The following is a 15,753-nucleotide window of genomic DNA, read 5'->3' as shown; positions in this document are numbered from 1 at the left end:
TTTGGTATCGTTCTTCTCGGCTGAGGTGCTTGTACATTGGGCAACTTCGACTTGGCGGTTAAAGCGGCCATGATGCTCTCGCATCCTCAGCCACCTATAACCAGTTCATCTTTGTTGCACTTCGTCCTTGAATCCGCCCTCTTCATTTGGCCAAACCTATGACCCCTAACCTTTGGCCCACTTGCGGCTACACCTTGCTGGCTCACAATGAGGCGGGGCACTTGATCGTCACAGACGACTTTTTGCGCTTTTTGTTAGAGCGTCCTGAATTGGCGCCCATTGCGGTCTCTTGCGATGCCGAAGTGGCCTTGCACCATAGCTTGGTCGAGCAACCGCGCCGCGATGTGTCGCCACAAGAACTGGCGCAGTTACACGACAAAGATGCGGCCGACAACTACGCCGTGTGGCTACGCTTTCGCCAGCGCATCACCACGCTGCCCACGCTAGAGGCCAGCTACCTTGCTTTGTTCCAAGGTGAGGGCGTGGATGTGCCGCCGCTGTTGGTGCAACACATCACGCACATTTTGTTGCGTCATGTGTTGGGCGAAGCGCCCACGGCCATGCAGGCGCGTGCTGCCGAGATGCTGATGCACACCCAAAAAATAACGGTACTGGAAGACGGCGCAGTGATGGCGGCTGATGATGAGACGGTGGAACGCCACGCCACACAAAGCGGCTTTGGTTCGATTGGTGAACTACTTAAACAAGGCGGCATCATGTTGCGCAGCGTGGACTTGGATGTGCTCAACGAGGACAACCAAGAGGCCTATTGGCCCCGCAGTGAGAGTTTTGACTGGGTGGTGAGCCTCAACCGTGGCCAACCTGCGCTGAACGCACTGTGCGAGGTGATGACCCAGTGGGTGCAGCATTTCTTAGGTGTGCAGGTGCGCATTCAAACCGAGCGCGAAATCAATGATGACCACTGGGTGTGGCATGTGGGCTTGGATGCGCAAGCTAGCGGCGTGTTGAACGACCTCTATCAAGGCAAGGACGTAGACGCTGAGCGTATGGAGCGCTTGTTGTGTTTGTTCAAGCTAGAGTTTGTCGAGCCCAGCGACATGTTGGCCGAGGTGCGGGGCAAACCTGTGTACTTGGCCATGGCGGTGGATGCGAACCAGCGCTTGAAACTTAAGCCGCAAAATTTGCTGCTCAATTTACCGCTGGCGAAGCGGTCTTAATGCCGCTGTACCGCTTGCTCTAGCGGTACAGCGGCGTGCTTAGCGTCCTATGGCGCGAATGCGCTCTATCTCGGACCAGGCACCCGCCAGTTCAAACTGCGCAGTAATTAACTCGTTGCGTGCGGCGCGATAGACGCGCTGTGCATCCATCACATCAAGAAAGTTTTTTTCGCCTGCTTTGTAGGCAACTTCGGCAATGCGCAACGCATCTGCCGCATGACGCACGATGCCGCCCTCAAGCGCGACCACTTGTGCGTTGGCAATGTCGTATTGCTGATAGGCCGCTTCTAACGATTGCACCAACGAGAACTCCTGGTATGCCAGTTCGTTGTCGGATTGCGAGAGCTTGGCAGCTGCTTCGCCCACTGGGCCACCACGCCAGTCCCACAAGGGCACGGTCATGGCGAGGCCTACACGTTTGCTACGCCAATCTGGGTCGAGGTCTTGGTCAGCACGCAAAGCAAATTTAGGAAAGCGCAAGGCTTTTTCTTCACTCAGCTTGCGATCAAACTGTTGGCGCTGGGCGCGCGTACGTTGCAATTCGGGATTGTTCCTCATCACCTCGTCACGCACTTCGTTGAGTGGGGCAGGGGGTGCAAACACGTGGGGCTGCTCTTGGACTTGAAAGCTTTCTGGCAATTGAATGCCAACCAAGGCACGCAAAGCGCCTCGTGCTTGACGCACGCGCAAAACGGCGGACTCGTGCATTTTTTGTGCGTTGAGCATTTCTGCGTTGGCTTTGACGAGTTCAAAGCGCGCCTTTTCGCCCGTTTCTACTTGCAAGGCAACGCGTTTTTGGATGTCCTCGATCAACAACGCATCTTCGCGGGCTGCACTGTTTTCGGCCACGCGGCGCACGAGGTCGTAATAACGCAAGCGCAGTTGGGCGCGCATGTCTGACTTGAACGCCTGCTCATTGGCTTGCGCGGCGTTGTAGCCTGCCATCGCGCCATCCACGCGAGGGAAGCGGTGCCAGGGCATGTCCAAGTCTTGGGTGATGCTGATGGTTTTGAGGTTGCCGTTGGGCTGTGCGTTGTCTACGCGCGGTTTGCGTGTGCCGTTCATCACCTCAATCTGAGGGTTAGGTACGGTGCGTGCTGTATCGATAGCTGCACGCGCGGCTTCGGTGGCGTTGGCCGCTGCACGCAATGCGGGGCTTTTGCTGAGCATCAAGTCTTCGAGTTCGGGCAAGCTCAGCTTTTGCGGGGCTTGCGCCCACGTGCTGGATGCAGCAACCAAACTTAGCAAGGCGATGATGGCAATAGTCTTTATGTTCAGGCGTAGCAAACGGGGCATCTCAGATGGTGTGCGTGAAAGGGCGAACCTATTGTCGTTGAAAAAATTTTGGCTGAGTTGTGTGAAGTTATGTAATGCAGCGGCGCTGTATACAAGTACGCCAAAGTCGTTACGTAAAATGCTGTTTTTGGAGCTATCACTATGCGCCTTCTCGGCAAAGCCCTCACCTTCGACGATGTGTTGTTGGTGCCCGCCTTCTCCCAAGTCCTCCCCAAGGACGCTTCTCTCGCGACCCAATTCACCCGCAACATCCGTCTGAACTTACCTTTGGTCTCTGCGGCCATGGACACCGTGACGGAAGCGCGTTTGGCCATTGCCATTGCGCAAGAGGGTGGCATTGGCATCGTGCACAAAAACCTCACGGCGAAAGAGCAAGCGGCGCAAGTGGCCAAGGTCAAGCGCTATGAGTCCGGTGTGCTGCGCGACCCTGTGGTCATCACGCCTGAGACCACGGTGCGCCAAGTCATGGCCTTGTCGGAAGAACTGGGCGTGTCTGGCTTTCCCGTCTGTGATGGAGGTAAAGTGGTGGGCATCGTCACGGGTCGTGACTTGCGATTTGAGAATCGCTATGACCAGCGCGTGAGCGAAATCATGACCCCGCGCGAACGCTTGGTCACCGTGCCTGAAGGCACCACGCCTGAGCAAGCCAAGCACTTGCTGAACAAACATAAGCTCGAACGCTTGTTGGTGGTCAATGATGCGTTTGAGCTCAAGGGCTTGATCACGGTCAAAGACATCACCAAACAACTCAATTTCCCCAACGCAGCGCGCGATGCCGCAGGCAAGCTGCGCGTAGGCGCGGCTGTGGGCGTGGGCGAGGGCACCGAAGAACGCGTGGAAGCGCTGTCTCGTGCCGGCGTAGACGCCATCGTGGTGGACACCGCACACGGCCACAGCAAGGGCGTGATCGATCGCGTGCGCTGGGTCAAGCAAAACTACCCACACATTGAAGTGATTGGTGGCAATATCGCCACCGGCGCTGCGGCTTTGGCCTTGGTGGAGGCCGGTGCAGACGGCGTGAAAGTTGGCATTGGCCCAGGCTCCATCTGTACCACCCGCATCGTAGCGGGTGTAGGCGTGCCTCAAATCATGGCGGTGGACAGCGTGGCCACAGCCCTCAAGGGCACAGGCGTGCCACTCATCGCGGACGGTGGTATCCGCTACAGCGGCGACATCGCCAAAGCCATCGCCGCAGGCGCTGGCACGGTGATGATGGGCGGCATGTTTGCGGGGACGGAAGAGGCACCGGGCGAAATCGTGTTATTCCAAGGCCGTAGCTATAAGAGCTATCGCGGCATGGGCTCTATCGGCGCCATGCAGCAGGGCAGTGCAGACCGCTATTTCCAAGAGTCCAGCACGGGCAACCCCAACGCAGACAAGTTGGTGCCTGAAGGCATCGAAGGCCGCGTGCCCTACAAAGGCTCGGTCGTGGCCATCATTTACCAAATGGCGGGCGGCTTGCGTGCCAGCATGGGGTATTGCGGTTGCGCCACGATTGAGGCCATGCACAACGAGTCGCAGTTTGTCGAGATCACCGCGGCAGGTATTCGCGAAAGCCACGTGCACGACGTGCAAATCACCAAAGAAGCGCCAAACTACCGCGCTGACTAAGCGTTCAATGTTCGGCAGCAAGCCACCCCTCGGGGTGGCTTTGTTTTTTGAGACAATACGGGGCTAGGCCACTTGAAGGCCCTTTTTTATTTATGTCGCACCAAAAAATCCTCATCCTCGATTTCGGCTCTCAAGTCACCCAACTCATCGCCCGCCGTGTGCGCGAGGCCCATGTGTTTTGTGAAGTCCATCCTTGCGACGTGAGCAGCGACTGGGTGCGCGACTACGCCAAAGACGACAAATTGAAGGGCATCATCCTGTCAGGCAGCCACGCCAGCGTTTACGAGGTGGATGACCGCGCACCTGATGCGGTGTTTGAGCTGGGCCTGCCAGTGCTGGGCATTTGCTACGGCATGCAGACGATGGCGACGCAACTCGGTGGCAAGGTCGAAGCGGGCACCACCCGCGAGTTTGGCTATGCCGAAGTGCGGGCCCACGGCCACACCGAGTTGCTCAAAGGCATTGAGGACTTCAACACGGCTGAAGGCCACGGCATGCTGAAAGTGTGGATGAGCCACGGTGACAAGGTCACGCAGTTGCCGGAGGGCTTCAGGGTGATGGCTTCCACACCCTCTTGTCCCATTGCAGGCATGGCCGATGAAGCGCGCAAGTTTTATGCGGTGCAGTTCCACCCCGAAGTGACGCACACCGTGCAAGGCCAAGCCCTGTTGAGCCGCTTTGTGTTGGACATCTGCGGCACCTGCCCTGACTGGATCATGGGCGACTACATTGAAGAGGCGGTAGCCGCCATTCGCCAGCAAGTGGGTGACGAAGAGGTCATCTTGGGTCTCTCAGGCGGTGTGGATTCCTCCGTGGCCGCCGCGCTGATTCACCGCGCCATTGGCGACAAACTCACCTGCGTGTTTGTGGACCATGGTTTGTTACGTCTGAACGAAGGTGACATGGTGATGGACATGTTTGTGGGCAAGTTGCACGCACACGTCATCCGGGTGGATGTCAGCGATTTGTTCTTGGGCAAGTTGGCGGGTGTGAGCGAGCCAGAGGCGAAACGCAAAATCATCGGTGGTTTGTTTGTAGACGTGTTCAAAGAACAAGCCGCCAAGCTAAAAGCAGGCGACGGCGGCCATAAAGGCGCGACGTTCCTCGCCCAAGGCACGATTTATCCTGACGTGATTGAGAGTGGTGGCGCCAAAAGCAAAAAGGCGGTCACCATCAAAAGCCACCACAATGTGGGCGGCTTGCCCGAGCAGTTGGGCTTGAAGTTGCTGGAGCCGCTACGCGAATTGTTCAAAGACGAAGTGCGCGAGTTAGGCGTCGCACTGGGCTTGCCCCGCGAGATGGTGCACCGCCACCCCTTCCCAGGTCCCGGCTTGGGCGTGCGCATTTTGGGGGAAGTGAAGAAGGACTACGCTGACTTGCTGCGCCGCGCTGACGCCATCTTCATCGAAGAGCTGCACAACTTCAAAGACGAGGCCACAGGCAAAACCTGGTACGAGTTGACCAGCCAAGCCTTCACCGTGTTCTTGCCCGTCAAGAGCGTGGGCGTGATGGGCGATGGTCGCACGTATGACTACGTTGTGGCCTTACGTGCGGTGCAAACCAGCGATTTCATGACCGCAGACTGGGCCGAGCTGCCCTACGCCTTGCTCAAGAAAGTGTCAGGTCGCATCATCAACGAAGTACGTGGCATCAACCGCGTGACGTACGACGTTTCGTCGAAGCCGCCAGCGACGATTGAGTGGGAGTAGCTTTTAGATCGTAAGTTGTTGATTTAATTGAGCTTTGACTTTACAGTTGCACGAAAAGCCGCACACCGTTGCAGCTACTCAAAATCGTAGCAACTCTAAAGTTCAATGGCACTCAAAAAGCAGAATTCTCCTTTAAAATTAGCGGGCATTACATCTTCACCAGCGTTCTAAATCCAAGAAGTCAACTCACTAATTTCGACCATTTGGTTTAACGCAGCTTGAAAATCCTCCGTGGCATTCGGCGGGATGGACTTGGCTGCCAAAGCGCAGTTCGTCGATGCGGTCGACCACATCTCGCAGGTTGTAGCCGCTTTGGATTTTGTTGGTGATCTCGCTGAACACTTCCCCGATTTTGTATTCGATGGTCTGCGGCCCGCTGGCGCGTTGCTTGAAGCCCGCCAGATACGGAAACAGTTTGGCGTTGACAAAGGTCTTGAGGTCGTCGCCCGTGAGCGCCCGTGCCTGACATTTTTGGCGCCGCCCAGGCCGACCAGCGGTAGGGATCGCCCAGGATGAATTGGTAGTCACGGCCTTCCAGCACTGCTTCGGTGGCCTTGTCGGCTTCGAGGGCGTCGAGGTACTTTAAAAACAGCAGCCAGGAGGGTTGCTCGGTGTAGTCCAGCTCGCTGGTGCCCGCGTCTTTGTGCAGGATGTCATCGATATTTTAAAGGGTTTGTTCAAACATAGGTTTGCATTCTATTGGGCGGGGTGCCATGAGAAAGGGGGCTGCCAGCCCTCAGCGCACCAAGTCTGGCCGCTTCACTTCGACAGGCATGGTGCAGCAGTTGGCGGTGCAGGTGTCGCACAGGCCGTTGCGATAACGCGTCCAAGTGTCGGGTCGGTCCACATCGACCACTGAAATGGGGTGCCTCATAACTCGGGGGCTTTGTAAACCAGCACTTTGAGGGAGCGCTCGGGCGACACGTCTGCAAACACAGCAGGGTTGGGTACGCGTTGCTCAAACCTCAGTTCAGGGGCGAGTTCGTGCATCTGATCTTGCAAAAAGGCGAGGCCCAGCTCAGGGGCGTTGAGGCATAGCAGGGCATGTCCGCCCGGTGCCAGCAACTCAGGCAAGCGGCGCATGAGACGGGCGTAGTCTTTGGTGGCGACGAAGCTGCCTTTTTGGTAACTGGGTGGGTCGATAATGACGAGCCCATAAGGCCCGCTGCGGCTGATCTTGCCCCAGGTTTTGAAAATATCGTGCGCCAAGAAGCTGGCTCCTGTGTGCAGGCCGTTGAGCTGGTGGTTGTGTTGGCCCGTGGCCATGGCAGCGTGGCTCATGTCCACATTCACCACGTGTTTGGCCCCAGCTTGTTGTGCCACGACCGAGAAGGCGCAGGTGTAGGCAAACAAGTTGAGCACTTTGAGTTTGGGCCGCTCGGCCACATGCTGGCGCACCCAGCGACGGCCTTCGGCCATGTCCAGGAACAAGCCGTGGTTTTGACCTTTGAGCACATGGACGCGAAAGCGTGCGCCTTGCTCGGTCACCACATGGGGGGCGGGCACGGCACCGCTCATCAGCCGTGTTTCGGTTTGGCTGTCGTGGCGGCACTGAAACACCCAGTTGAGGGTTTGTTCAGGGGCGATGTGTTGCCAGCGTGTGTGCAGGGCCGCGTGGACAGCGGCTAGTTCGTCATCGGTGGGGAGCTTGAAGCTGGTGAGCAAGAAGACGGGCGGAAACACGTCAAGCACCCAATGCTCGCAGCCCGGGTACAAACCACCTCGACCATGAAACACGCGCTGCGCGTCGGAGGGGATAGCCATCGTGGCGATGGCGTCGAGCAAGGCTTGCATGGGCGTTTTACAAACGCGCCAAGCGGTCGAGGGCGAGCTTCAAGGTTTCGTCTTTCTTGGCATAGCAAAAGCGCACCACGCGTTGGTCAAAGCCATCGGCATAGAAGGCCGAGAGGGGGATGGCGGCCACGCCAATCTCAGACGTCAGCCATTTGCAAAAGTCGGCTTCGCTCAAGTCTTTTTCTGGCACACCCAGTTTGTCAATGCGCACGCATTGAAAGTAGCTGCCCTCGCTTGGCAGTAGCTCAAACTTGGTTTGGCTCAAGCCTTGGCGAAACAGGTCACGCTTGGCGGCGTAGAAGGCGGGCAGTTGCAAGTAGGGCTGCGGGTTTTTGAGGAACGTGGACAAGCCGTGTTGCACAGGTGTGTTGACGGTGAACACGTTGAACTGATGCACTTTGCGGAACTCCGCGCTGTAGGCAGCAGGCGCTGCCACGTAGCCAATTTTCCAGCCGGTGACGTGGAAGGTTTTGCCAAAGCTGGAGACGGTGAAGGCACGTTCGACCAAACCGGGGAAGCTGGATGCGCTCAGGTGCTTCAGCGAGGCGTAGACCATGTGCTCGTACACCTCGTCGCTGATGAGCACGATGTTGGTAGGTGCGAGCAGCTCTTGAAGTTTGAGCATTTCCTCGCGTGTCCACACGGTGGCGCTGGGGTTGTGTGGACTGTTGACGAGGATGGCCCGTGTCTTGGGCGTGATGGCCGCTGCGATTTTGTCGAAGTCAGGGCGAAATGTGCCGGGCGTGAGCGACACGCGCACCGCCACGCCGCCCGCCATGTCGATGTTGGGGATGTAGCTGTCGTAGCAGGGCTCAAGCACGATGACTTCATCTCCCGCCCGCACCACGGCGAGGATGATGCTGAGGATGGCTTGGGTGGCGCCTGCGGTGATGGTGATTTCGCTGGTGGCGTCGTAGCGGTGTTGGTAGAGCGACGCAATCTTGTCGGCCACGGCTTCGCGCAGGGCGGGCACGCCCATCATGGGTGGGTATTGGTTGAGGCCGTGGGTCATAGCGTCGTTGACGCAGGTCACGAGTTGGGGGTCGCAGTCAAAGTCGGGGAAGCCTTGGCCGAGGTTGACGGCATTTTTCTCAGTGGCCAAAGCCGACATGACCGTGAAGATGGTGGTGCCGATTTTGGGGAACTTGGTGTCCAGGTGTGGTGCAGTCATCACGGGGTTCACATATTGAAATCGGTGGGGTGGCCGTCGAGGGCTTTCATGATGAGGTGGCGGTCGAGGCGCTCGCTCAACAGAGCTGCAAAGTCATACACAAAGTGGCGGATGTAGGCGTTGCGCTTGAAGGCAATGCGCGCCACGTTTTTGCCAAACAGTTGTGAGGCGGGGCGAGCCACCAAGTCGTCGTCCAAGCCGTCTTTCACGGCCATTTCAGCGACGATGCCCACGCCTAGGCCTAAACGCACATAGGTTTTGATGACGTCAGAGTCAATCGCTTCAAGCGCGATGCGTGGAGCGAGGTTCTTCGCTGCAAAGGCTTTGTCGATGCGGGTGCGACCCGTGAACGAGGGGTGGTAGGTGATGATGGGTTGTGCGGCCAAGTCTTCGAGCGTGATGCGCACTTTGGCCGCGAGTGGGTGCGACTTGGGGATGACCAGCATGTGCTCCCACTCGTAGCAGGGCAGGGTGACCAGCTCAGGGTAGTCGGCCAGCGATTCGGTGGCGATGCCAATCTCGGCCACTTCGTCCATCACCATTTGCGCCACTTGGGCAGGTGCGCCTTGGTGCAAGCTGATGTTCACATTGGGGTAGGCCTCGCGCAGCTTGGCCACGGGCACGGGCAGCACATAGCGGGCTTGGGTGTGGGTGGTGGCGATGGAGAGGGTGCCGCTGTCTTCGGCGCTGAACTGTTCGCCAATGCGTTTCAAGTTGCCCACTTCGCGCAATATCACTTCGATGCTGCGCAACACATGCTGGCCGGGTTCGGTCACGCGCTTGAGGCGCTTGCCGTGGCGCGAAAAGATTTCAATGCCCAGCTCTTCTTCTAGCTCAATGATGGCTTTGGAGACGCCTGGCTGGGAGGTGTGCAGGGATTTGGCCACCTCGGTGAGGTTGAGGTTGCGGCGGACGGCTTCTTGGACAAAACGGAATTGATGCAGGTTCATGGCGCAGCGGTATAAGGTGCTACTCATTATGCCTTCGGCATCTAATTCGCCCCTTCTTTATGCGCTCGACTTTGTGCCTGGCGCTTGATGCTTAGAGTAGAGGCCTGGGCCTCAAACCGTGGGGCTGTGGCTCAGCGCAATCTCGGCCAGCAAATCAAGCAAAGCCTCTTGCTCGCCCACGGCGGGTTGGCAGGTGATGTCTACTGTGGGGTGGCTGAGCTTGAGGGCTTGGATCAACGCAGGCAAGTCTTCGCGGACGTGTCGGCCCACACCCAAAAACATGGGCACCACGCACAGGCGGATTGCGCCGTCGGCGACCAAGCTGTTGGCCACTTGGGGCAGGTCTGGTTCGGTCAACTCCAAATAAGCGCAGCGCACCACGGTGCTGGGTGAGTGTTGGGTGATGCGCTGGGCCACGGCTTGGATGGGTTTGTGCCAGAGGGGGTCGCGTGAGCCGTGGGCAAACAAAATGATGGCGTGCATGAAAGCCTTTATTGACGCACCACCAACCAGCCAAAGGCGGCGAGTGAAGCGAGGGTGTAAAGCAAGCCAGGCGCGGCAGCCGCAAACCACGGCGCCCAACTGTTGATGTTGCCGATGTAGCTGAACACGTTGTTGAGCAAGAAAAAGCTGATGCCTGCCAACACCCCACCAAACACATGGTTGGCGATGTTGCCGCTGCGGAAATGCAGGTAGGCAAAGGGCAGGGCCAGTACCACCATCACCAAGCAACTGAGGGGGTAAAACACTTTCTTCCAAAACTCAATCTCAAAGCGCTGGGTAGTTTGGCCGTTGGCGCTGAGGTGGCGGATGTATTGAAACAGGTCAATCGTGCCCATGCGCTCTGGCTTGAGCAGGGCCACAGAGACCATCTCTGCCGTGATGCCTGTGGCCCAGCGCCCGCGCTCAAGCTGCTGGCGCACAAGCGTCGAGACACGGCCTTGTTGAACGACTTCATTGCGCTCGACATTGCGCAAGTCCCACGCCTCATCGTCCGACAGCAGGCCCACCTCGGCCTTGATCAGCGCTACCCATGTGCCGTCTTTGTTGAATTCAAAAATACGGATGCCTTTGGGATTGCCTTCGGGCGTGAGGGTGCTGACGTTGACGGCGTAGCTGCGGTCAGCTTGGCGCTCGCGCAGCCATGCGCCCGTTTGTCCCACCGTGATTTGATCCAAGTAGCGTGATTTCAGCAGCTGGGCATAGCGGTCACAAAATGGCGAAAGATAGTCGCCTACCGCAAAGGTGAGCACCACAAACGCAAGGCCGAGGCCCATGAGGTTGCGCAGTGCCAAGGTGGGGCCCAACCCGCTGGTGCGCAAGATGGTGAACTCGGAGCTTTGGGCCAAACGCGCCATCACAAAGATAGTGCCAATCAGCACTGAAATCGGTAGCAACTCATACAAATGGCTGGGCACGAGCAGCAGCACATAAGAGAAGGCGTGGTTGATTTGATATGCGCCTGCGTTTTTGCCGACGTTTTGTAACTCGTCCACAAAGTCGAAGAAGAAAAACAAAGCCAAAAAACTCAGTGTCACAAAGGCCACGGAAATCAGCACTTCGCCATAGATCAAACGTCGCAAGGTTTTCATGCCGAGACCGCCTTGCGTACGCCTAAGAGCTGCCGCCAGTTCCAGTTGTTGTGACGCACGGCCAGCCAGCCCATGGCCAGCGCGAACACCCCGCCGTGCAGGGCCACCAAATAAGGGATGAACTGCACTTGGCTGGCACTGATCCAGCTTTGCCCAAGGTTGATGAAGTTGTAGTACACGACAAAGATGAACAAGGCCAAAGCCAAGTTGCCGCCGCGCCCGACACGGTGGTTGGCGCTGGTGATGGCCAAGGCGATGACCAACAGATTGAACGCCGCAATGGCCAAACCAATGCGCCAAGCCAATTCGCCGAGGTTGCTGGGCGTGGGGGTTTGAAGCAATCGCACGCTGTTGGTGGCTTTGGGGGGGGGGAGTTCAGCGGCTTTGACGTCTTGGCTGATACGTGCGCCGTAGACCTTGAATTCACTCACTTTGAGTTCTGCCTCGCCCGTGGTTTGCTCCACACGCTGGCCGATGTTCAAAACCAAAAAACGTTCGTCATTGATGGTCTCGACGTGCCCTTCTTTGGAGGAGGTCATGGCTTGCTTGCCATGTTCACTTGAGGAGATGAAGACGTTTTTGCCTTGCTTGTTCTCCACACTTTCTTTGTCCACAAAGAACACGCGCAAGCCATTGGCGGATTCTTGAAACTGTCCGGGTGACACGCGCTCTAAGTCGCCCCGACGCTCAAAACGCTCTTTCAGATCGGTGATTTGTTGGTTAGACCACGGCCAGACGATGAGCACCAACACGCTGACCGTCAGCAGCATGGGCCATGCAAAACGAACCATGGGCGTGAGCAGGGAGCGCAAGCCACGGCCGCTGACCAGCCAGATGACCATTTCGCTCTCAAGGTACATGCGCGACAAAGTGCTTACAGAGGCAATGAACAAGCTCATGGTCAGCACTGTGGGCAAGTGACCGAGCATGGTGTAGCCCATGATTAAGCTGATTTCAGCGGGGTTGACGCTGCCGCTGGAGGCTTGACCGAGTGTGCGGATGAGCATCATGGTCATCACGATGGTGACCAAGACGATCAGCGTGGCACCGAAACTGCGGGCCAGCTCTTTGCGAATGGAGGAATGGAATAACATCAGCGACAGAGGAAAACCGCAATTATGAACTTTGAACTCAAGACCCTAGATTTACACGCAGCAGCCACGCATGAAACGGATGCACTGATTATCTTGGTATCTGCCAAGGACAAGCCCGCCAAAAGTGTTCTGGCGCAACTTATTTCTGAGGCACGCAAAAGCGGTGATTTGGATGAGTCGCCCGCCAAACTCTTGAGCGTGTGGCGGCCCCAAGGCGTGAGCGCTGCGCGCGTGGTGTTGGTCTCTAGCGGCGACGGCAGTGCCCGTGTGGTGCGCCAAGCCGTGACGGCTGCCATCACAGCAATCAAGACGGTCAAGCCTGCGCACATCACGGTGTGTCTGGCGGATGCCAGCGAGCACCGCTTGCAAGCCGCCGCCCAAGCTGTGGCCGACGCCAGCTATGTCTACACCGCCACCAAACCATCGGCCAAAGCCTCAGGCTTGAAGCGTGTGGTGTTGGCTTTGCCAACGGCTGATCAAACCAAAGCGGCCAAATATGCATTTGACTTGGCTTGCGCCCAAGTGGCTGGCGTGTCCTTGGCCAAAGAGTGGGGCAACCGCCCCGCCAACCACGCTACGCCCACGCATCTGGCCGATGTGGCCAAGGCTTTGGGCAAGAAGGCGGGCATCCATTGCCAAGTGTTGGGTCCTAAAGAGATTGAAAAACTCGGCATGGGCTCATTCGCGGCGGTGGCGCGTGGCTCGGTGGAGCCCTTGCGCTTCATCGTGTTGCAGTACAGCGGCGCGGCCAAGTCTGAAGCGCCCACGGTGTTGGTGGGCAAAGGCATCACCTTTGACACAGGCGGCATCTCGCTCAAGCCCGGTCCCGGCATGGATGAGATGAAGTTCGACATGTGCGGTGCCGCCAGTGTGCTGGGTACGTTTGAAGCGCTGGCGCACTTGAAGCCTGCGATCAATGTGGTCGGCTTGATTCCCACTTGCGAAAACATGCCCGACGGCACCGCCTTGAAACCCGGTGACGTGATCACCAGCATGAGCGGCCAAACCATTGAGGTGCTCAATACCGATGCCGAAGGTCGTCTGATTTTGTGCGACGCCTTGACCTACGCCAGCCGCTTCAAGCCCCGCGCTGTGATTGACATTGCCACACTCACCGGCGCTTGCGTGATTTCGCTCGGCCATGTGCGCAGCGGTTTGTTCTCGCCGTCTGACGACTTGGCCACGGCCTTGTTTGCGGCGGGTGAAGCAGCGCTCGACCCCTGCTGGCGCTTGCCTTTGGATGAGGAATACGCAGAAGGCCTCAAGTCCAACTTTGCCGACGTGGCCAACGTGGCAGGACGCGAGGGCGGCTCGATCACGGCGGCTAAGTTTTTGCAGCGTTTTGCCAAAGACTACCCTTGGGCGCACTTGGACATCGCAGGCTCGGCATGGAAGAGCGGCGCAGCCAAAGGTGCCACAGGCCGACCTGTGGGCTTGTTGCTGCAATATTTGTTAGGCACAGCCCCAACAGCGGCGGGGAAAAGTAAGGTACGCACGCAAACACCCGCCAAAGCCTGATACTTTGAAGTCGTCTGCATGACCGAAATCGCTTTTCACTTCAACGCCCCGGACAAACTGGCCTATGCCTGTCGCTTGTTGCGCAAGGCGGTCGCCAGTGGCGCACGTGTGGTGGTGACAGGCGAGCCAGCCTCGTTGCAAGCACTAGACACATTGCTGTGGACTTTCGCTCCACTGGAGTTCGTTGCGCATTGCCGCGCAGGCAGTCATGCCGAACAGTTGATGGCCTCACCCGTGGTGTTGGCCGCGCAAATTGAAGGTGGGCCTGCGTTGCTACATCACCATGTGCTGCTCAACCTGGGCCACGAAGTCGCCCCAGGCTATGAGCGGTTTGAACGCACCATAGAAGTGGTCACGCTCAACGAAGACGACCGCCAGCAAGCGCGCCAGCGCTGGAAGCACTATGCGGATCGCGGGTATGCCATCACCCGCCATGATTTGAAATTGAAGGAAACTTCAGACTGATTTTCTCTTGTGTTTTTTTTCACCTTTAAGGAGTTTTTGCATGCATCTCTCTCTCAAACTGACTGCCCTTGCAACTTTGGCTGCCCTCGGTGGCTTGGCCGCTGCGCAAGAACAAGTGGTCAAAATCGGCCATGTTGGCCCCGTCAGTGGCGCGATTGCCCACCTGGGTAAAGACAATGAATACGGCGCACGCTTGGCCATTGAAGAACTCAACGCCAAGGGTGTGAGCATCAACGGCAAAAAAGTTAAGCTTGAATTGGTCGCAGAAGACGACGCCTCTGATCCCAAGCAAGGCACTGCGGCTGCTCAAAAACTGGTGGATGCCAAGGTCAGTGGGGTCATTGGTCACCTGAACTCGGGCACCACCATTCCTGCTTCCAAAATTTACAGCGACGCTGGTATTCCCCAAATCTCGCCGTCTTCCACCAACCCCAAGTACACACGCCAAGGGTTCAAGACCGCGTTCCGTGTGGTGGCTGACGATGTGCACTTGGGCGGCACTTTGGGCCGTTATGCGGTGAACCAACTCAAAGGCAAGTCGATTGCCGTGATTGATGACCGCACTGCCTACGGCCAAGGCGTGGCAGAAGAGTTTGAAAAAGCGGTCAAGGCCGCAGGTGGCAACTTGGTGTCGCATGAGTTCACCACCGACAAAGCCACGGACTTCATGCCCATCTTGACCACGCTCAAAGGCAAGAAGCCTGATGTCATCTTCTTCGGTGGCATGGACGCGGTCGGCGGCCCCATGATGAAACAAATGAAGTCACTGGGCATCAAGGCCAAGTTCATGGGCGGCGACGGCATTTGCACCAACGAGATGATCAAGCTCGCAGGTGACGCCATGGCCGACGACCAAGTGGTATGTGCTGAAGCAGGTGGTGTGGATGGCGCTTTGAAAAAGGGCATGGATGACTTTGGTGTCAAATTTAAGAAGCGCTTCAACGACGATGTGAAGCTGTATTCACCCTATGTCTACGATGCTGTGTATGTGATGGTCGATGCTATGCAGCGCGCCAAATCTAGCGACCCTGCCAAGTACTTGCCTGAGTTGGCCAAAACCACGGGCTACAAAGGTGTCACGGGCACCATTTCGTTTGATGCCAAAGGCGACATCAAAAACGGTGCCCTGACGCTCTACACCTTCAAGGCAGGCAAGCGCGATCAAATCGCCGTGGTGCGCTAAGCACCGTCCTTTTGCCTCTCTTTCAAACCACCCTCGGGTGGTTTTTTTACATATGGCGGATTCAAGGACGAAGTGCAACAAAGATGAACTGGTTATAGGTGGCTGAGGATGCGAGAGCATCATGGCCGCTTTAACCGCCAAGTCGAAGTTGCCCAATGTACAAGCACCTCAGCCGAGAAGAACGATACCAAA

General features: G+C 57.4%; 14 protein-coding genes and 2 pseudogenes. 6 read left to right on the top strand and 10 right to left on the bottom strand.

What is annotated here, in order from left to right; translation table 11 throughout:
- Positions 1-158 precede the first annotated feature (158 nt).
- Entirely contained in the window at positions 159-1,178 is a 1,020-nt protein-coding gene (locus tag RMS03_RS05185; protein ID WP_310626035.1) for a DUF6352 family protein, read from the top strand.
- A 39-nt stretch (positions 1,179-1,217) separates the two neighbouring features.
- On the opposite strand, the gene RMS03_RS05180 is transcribed toward RMS03_RS05185, so the two are convergent.
- Positions 1,218-2,474, bottom strand: coding sequence for a TolC family protein (locus RMS03_RS05180; RefSeq protein WP_310626034.1), 1,257 nt, complete (start codon positions 2,472-2,474; stop codon positions 1,218-1,220).
- A 141-nt stretch (positions 2,475-2,615) separates the two neighbouring features.
- Here RMS03_RS05180 and guaB point away from each other — a divergent pair, with 141 nt between their 5' ends.
- Entirely contained in the window at positions 2,616-4,085 is a 1,470-nt protein-coding gene (gene guaB, locus RMS03_RS05175) for an IMP dehydrogenase (protein ID WP_310626033.1), read from the top strand.
- A gap of 92 nt (positions 4,086-4,177) precedes the next feature.
- Complete coding sequence (gene guaA / locus RMS03_RS05170) at positions 4,178-5,794, top strand: glutamine-hydrolyzing GMP synthase (RefSeq protein ID WP_310626032.1); 1,617 nt, start codon at positions 4,178-4,180, stop codon at positions 5,792-5,794.
- Positions 5,795-5,983: 189 nt separating this feature from the next.
- On the opposite strand, the gene RMS03_RS05165 is transcribed toward guaA, so the two are convergent.
- The 9 genes and pseudogenes from RMS03_RS05165 to lptF form a co-directional block, all read right to left on the bottom strand.
- Positions 5,984-6,322, bottom strand: a complete 339-nt coding sequence (locus RMS03_RS05165) for a hypothetical protein (RefSeq protein WP_310626031.1) — start codon at positions 6,320-6,322, stop codon at positions 5,984-5,986.
- A gap of 7 nt (positions 6,323-6,329) precedes the next feature.
- Positions 6,330-6,389, bottom strand: a pseudogene (locus tag RMS03_RS11640) (hypothetical protein); the annotation flags it as partial.
- 144 nt (positions 6,390-6,533) lie between these two features.
- Positions 6,534-6,668 (bottom strand): annotated as a pseudogene (locus RMS03_RS05160) (YkgJ family cysteine cluster protein); the annotation flags it as partial.
- The gene (locus RMS03_RS05155) at positions 6,665-7,588 is read right to left on the bottom strand and encodes a class I SAM-dependent methyltransferase (RefSeq protein ID WP_310626030.1); all 924 of its coding nucleotides are present in this window, start codon (positions 7,586-7,588) and stop codon (positions 6,665-6,667) included. The gene RMS03_RS05155 and the pseudogene RMS03_RS05160, both read right to left, overlap by 4 nt.
- Positions 7,589-7,595: 7 nt before the next feature.
- Positions 7,596-8,759: a pyridoxal phosphate-dependent aminotransferase gene (locus tag RMS03_RS05150; protein WP_310626029.1), complete on the bottom strand. Its 1,164-nt coding sequence runs from the start codon at positions 8,757-8,759 to the stop codon at positions 7,596-7,598.
- An 8-nt stretch (positions 8,760-8,767) separates the two neighbouring features.
- Complete coding sequence (locus RMS03_RS05145) at positions 8,768-9,709, bottom strand: CysB family HTH-type transcriptional regulator (RefSeq protein WP_310626028.1); 942 nt, start codon at positions 9,707-9,709, stop codon at positions 8,768-8,770.
- A gap of 111 nt (positions 9,710-9,820) precedes the next feature.
- The gene (locus RMS03_RS05140; protein ID WP_310626027.1) at positions 9,821-10,192 is read right to left on the bottom strand and encodes a CbiX/SirB N-terminal domain-containing protein; all 372 of its coding nucleotides are present in this window, start codon (positions 10,190-10,192) and stop codon (positions 9,821-9,823) included.
- A gap of 8 nt (positions 10,193-10,200) precedes the next feature.
- Positions 10,201-11,301, bottom strand: coding sequence for an LPS export ABC transporter permease LptG (lptG, locus tag RMS03_RS05135; protein ID WP_310626026.1), 1,101 nt, complete (start codon positions 11,299-11,301; stop codon positions 10,201-10,203).
- Entirely contained in the window at positions 11,298-12,395 is a 1,098-nt protein-coding gene (lptF, locus tag RMS03_RS05130; RefSeq protein ID WP_310626025.1) for an LPS export ABC transporter permease LptF, read from the bottom strand. Before lptF ends, lptG begins: the two co-directional genes overlap by 4 nt.
- A gap of 24 nt (positions 12,396-12,419) precedes the next feature.
- Between lptF and RMS03_RS05125 the strand changes: the two genes are divergently transcribed.
- The 3 genes from RMS03_RS05125 to RMS03_RS05115 are packed head-to-tail and all read left to right on the top strand — an operon-like array spanning position 12,420 to position 15,561.
- A complete protein-coding gene (locus RMS03_RS05125) occupies positions 12,420-13,913 on the top strand; it encodes a leucyl aminopeptidase (RefSeq protein WP_310626024.1) in 1,494 nt (497 codons plus the stop codon).
- Between the two features lie 18 nt (positions 13,914-13,931).
- Positions 13,932-14,378 (top strand): DNA polymerase III subunit chi, encoded by a 447-nt coding sequence (locus tag RMS03_RS05120; protein ID WP_310626023.1) that lies wholly within the window; start codon positions 13,932-13,934, stop codon positions 14,376-14,378.
- 40 nt (positions 14,379-14,418) lie between these two features.
- Positions 14,419-15,561, top strand: coding sequence for a branched-chain amino acid ABC transporter substrate-binding protein (locus RMS03_RS05115; protein ID WP_310626022.1), 1,143 nt, complete (start codon positions 14,419-14,421; stop codon positions 15,559-15,561).
- Positions 15,562-15,753: the final 192 nt, after the last annotated feature.

Source organism: Limnohabitans sp. (assembly GCF_031538885.1).
Lineage (GTDB): Bacteria > Pseudomonadota > Gammaproteobacteria > Burkholderiales > Burkholderiaceae_C > Limnohabitans.
This window is presented reverse-complemented; position numbering and strand designations above follow the sequence as displayed.

What these genes read in the sequence shown, in the direction of transcription:
- RMS03_RS05185 (WP_310626035.1), top strand. Translation starts at nt 159, where the DNA reads ATGACCCCTAACCTTTGGCCCACTTGCGGCTACACCTTGCTGGCTCAC.
- RMS03_RS05180 (WP_310626034.1), bottom strand. Translation starts at nt 2,474, where the DNA reads ATGCCCCGTTTGCTACGCCTGAACATAAAGACTATTGCCATCATCGCC.
- guaB (WP_310626033.1), top strand. Translation starts at nt 2,616, where the DNA reads ATGCGCCTTCTCGGCAAAGCCCTCACCTTCGACGATGTGTTGTTGGTG.
- guaA (WP_310626032.1), top strand. Translation starts at nt 4,178, where the DNA reads ATGTCGCACCAAAAAATCCTCATCCTCGATTTCGGCTCTCAAGTCACC.
- RMS03_RS05155 (WP_310626030.1), bottom strand. Translation starts at nt 7,588, where the DNA reads ATGCAAGCCTTGCTCGACGCCATCGCCACGATGGCTATCCCCTCCGAC.
- RMS03_RS05150 (WP_310626029.1), bottom strand. Translation starts at nt 8,759, where the DNA reads ATGACTGCACCACACCTGGACACCAAGTTCCCCAAAATCGGCACCACC.
- RMS03_RS05145 (WP_310626028.1), bottom strand. Translation starts at nt 9,709, where the DNA reads ATGAACCTGCATCAATTCCGTTTTGTCCAAGAAGCCGTCCGCCGCAAC.
- RMS03_RS05140 (WP_310626027.1), bottom strand. Translation starts at nt 10,192, where the DNA reads ATGCACGCCATCATTTTGTTTGCCCACGGCTCACGCGACCCCCTCTGG.
- lptG (WP_310626026.1), bottom strand. Translation starts at nt 11,301, where the DNA reads ATGAAAACCTTGCGACGTTTGATCTATGGCGAAGTGCTGATTTCCGTG.
- lptF (WP_310626025.1), bottom strand. Translation starts at nt 12,395, where the DNA reads ATGTTATTCCATTCCTCCATTCGCAAAGAGCTGGCCCGCAGTTTCGGT.
- RMS03_RS05125 (WP_310626024.1), top strand. Translation starts at nt 12,420, where the DNA reads ATGAACTTTGAACTCAAGACCCTAGATTTACACGCAGCAGCCACGCAT.
- RMS03_RS05120 (WP_310626023.1), top strand. Translation starts at nt 13,932, where the DNA reads ATGACCGAAATCGCTTTTCACTTCAACGCCCCGGACAAACTGGCCTAT.
- RMS03_RS05115 (WP_310626022.1), top strand. Translation starts at nt 14,419, where the DNA reads ATGCATCTCTCTCTCAAACTGACTGCCCTTGCAACTTTGGCTGCCCTC.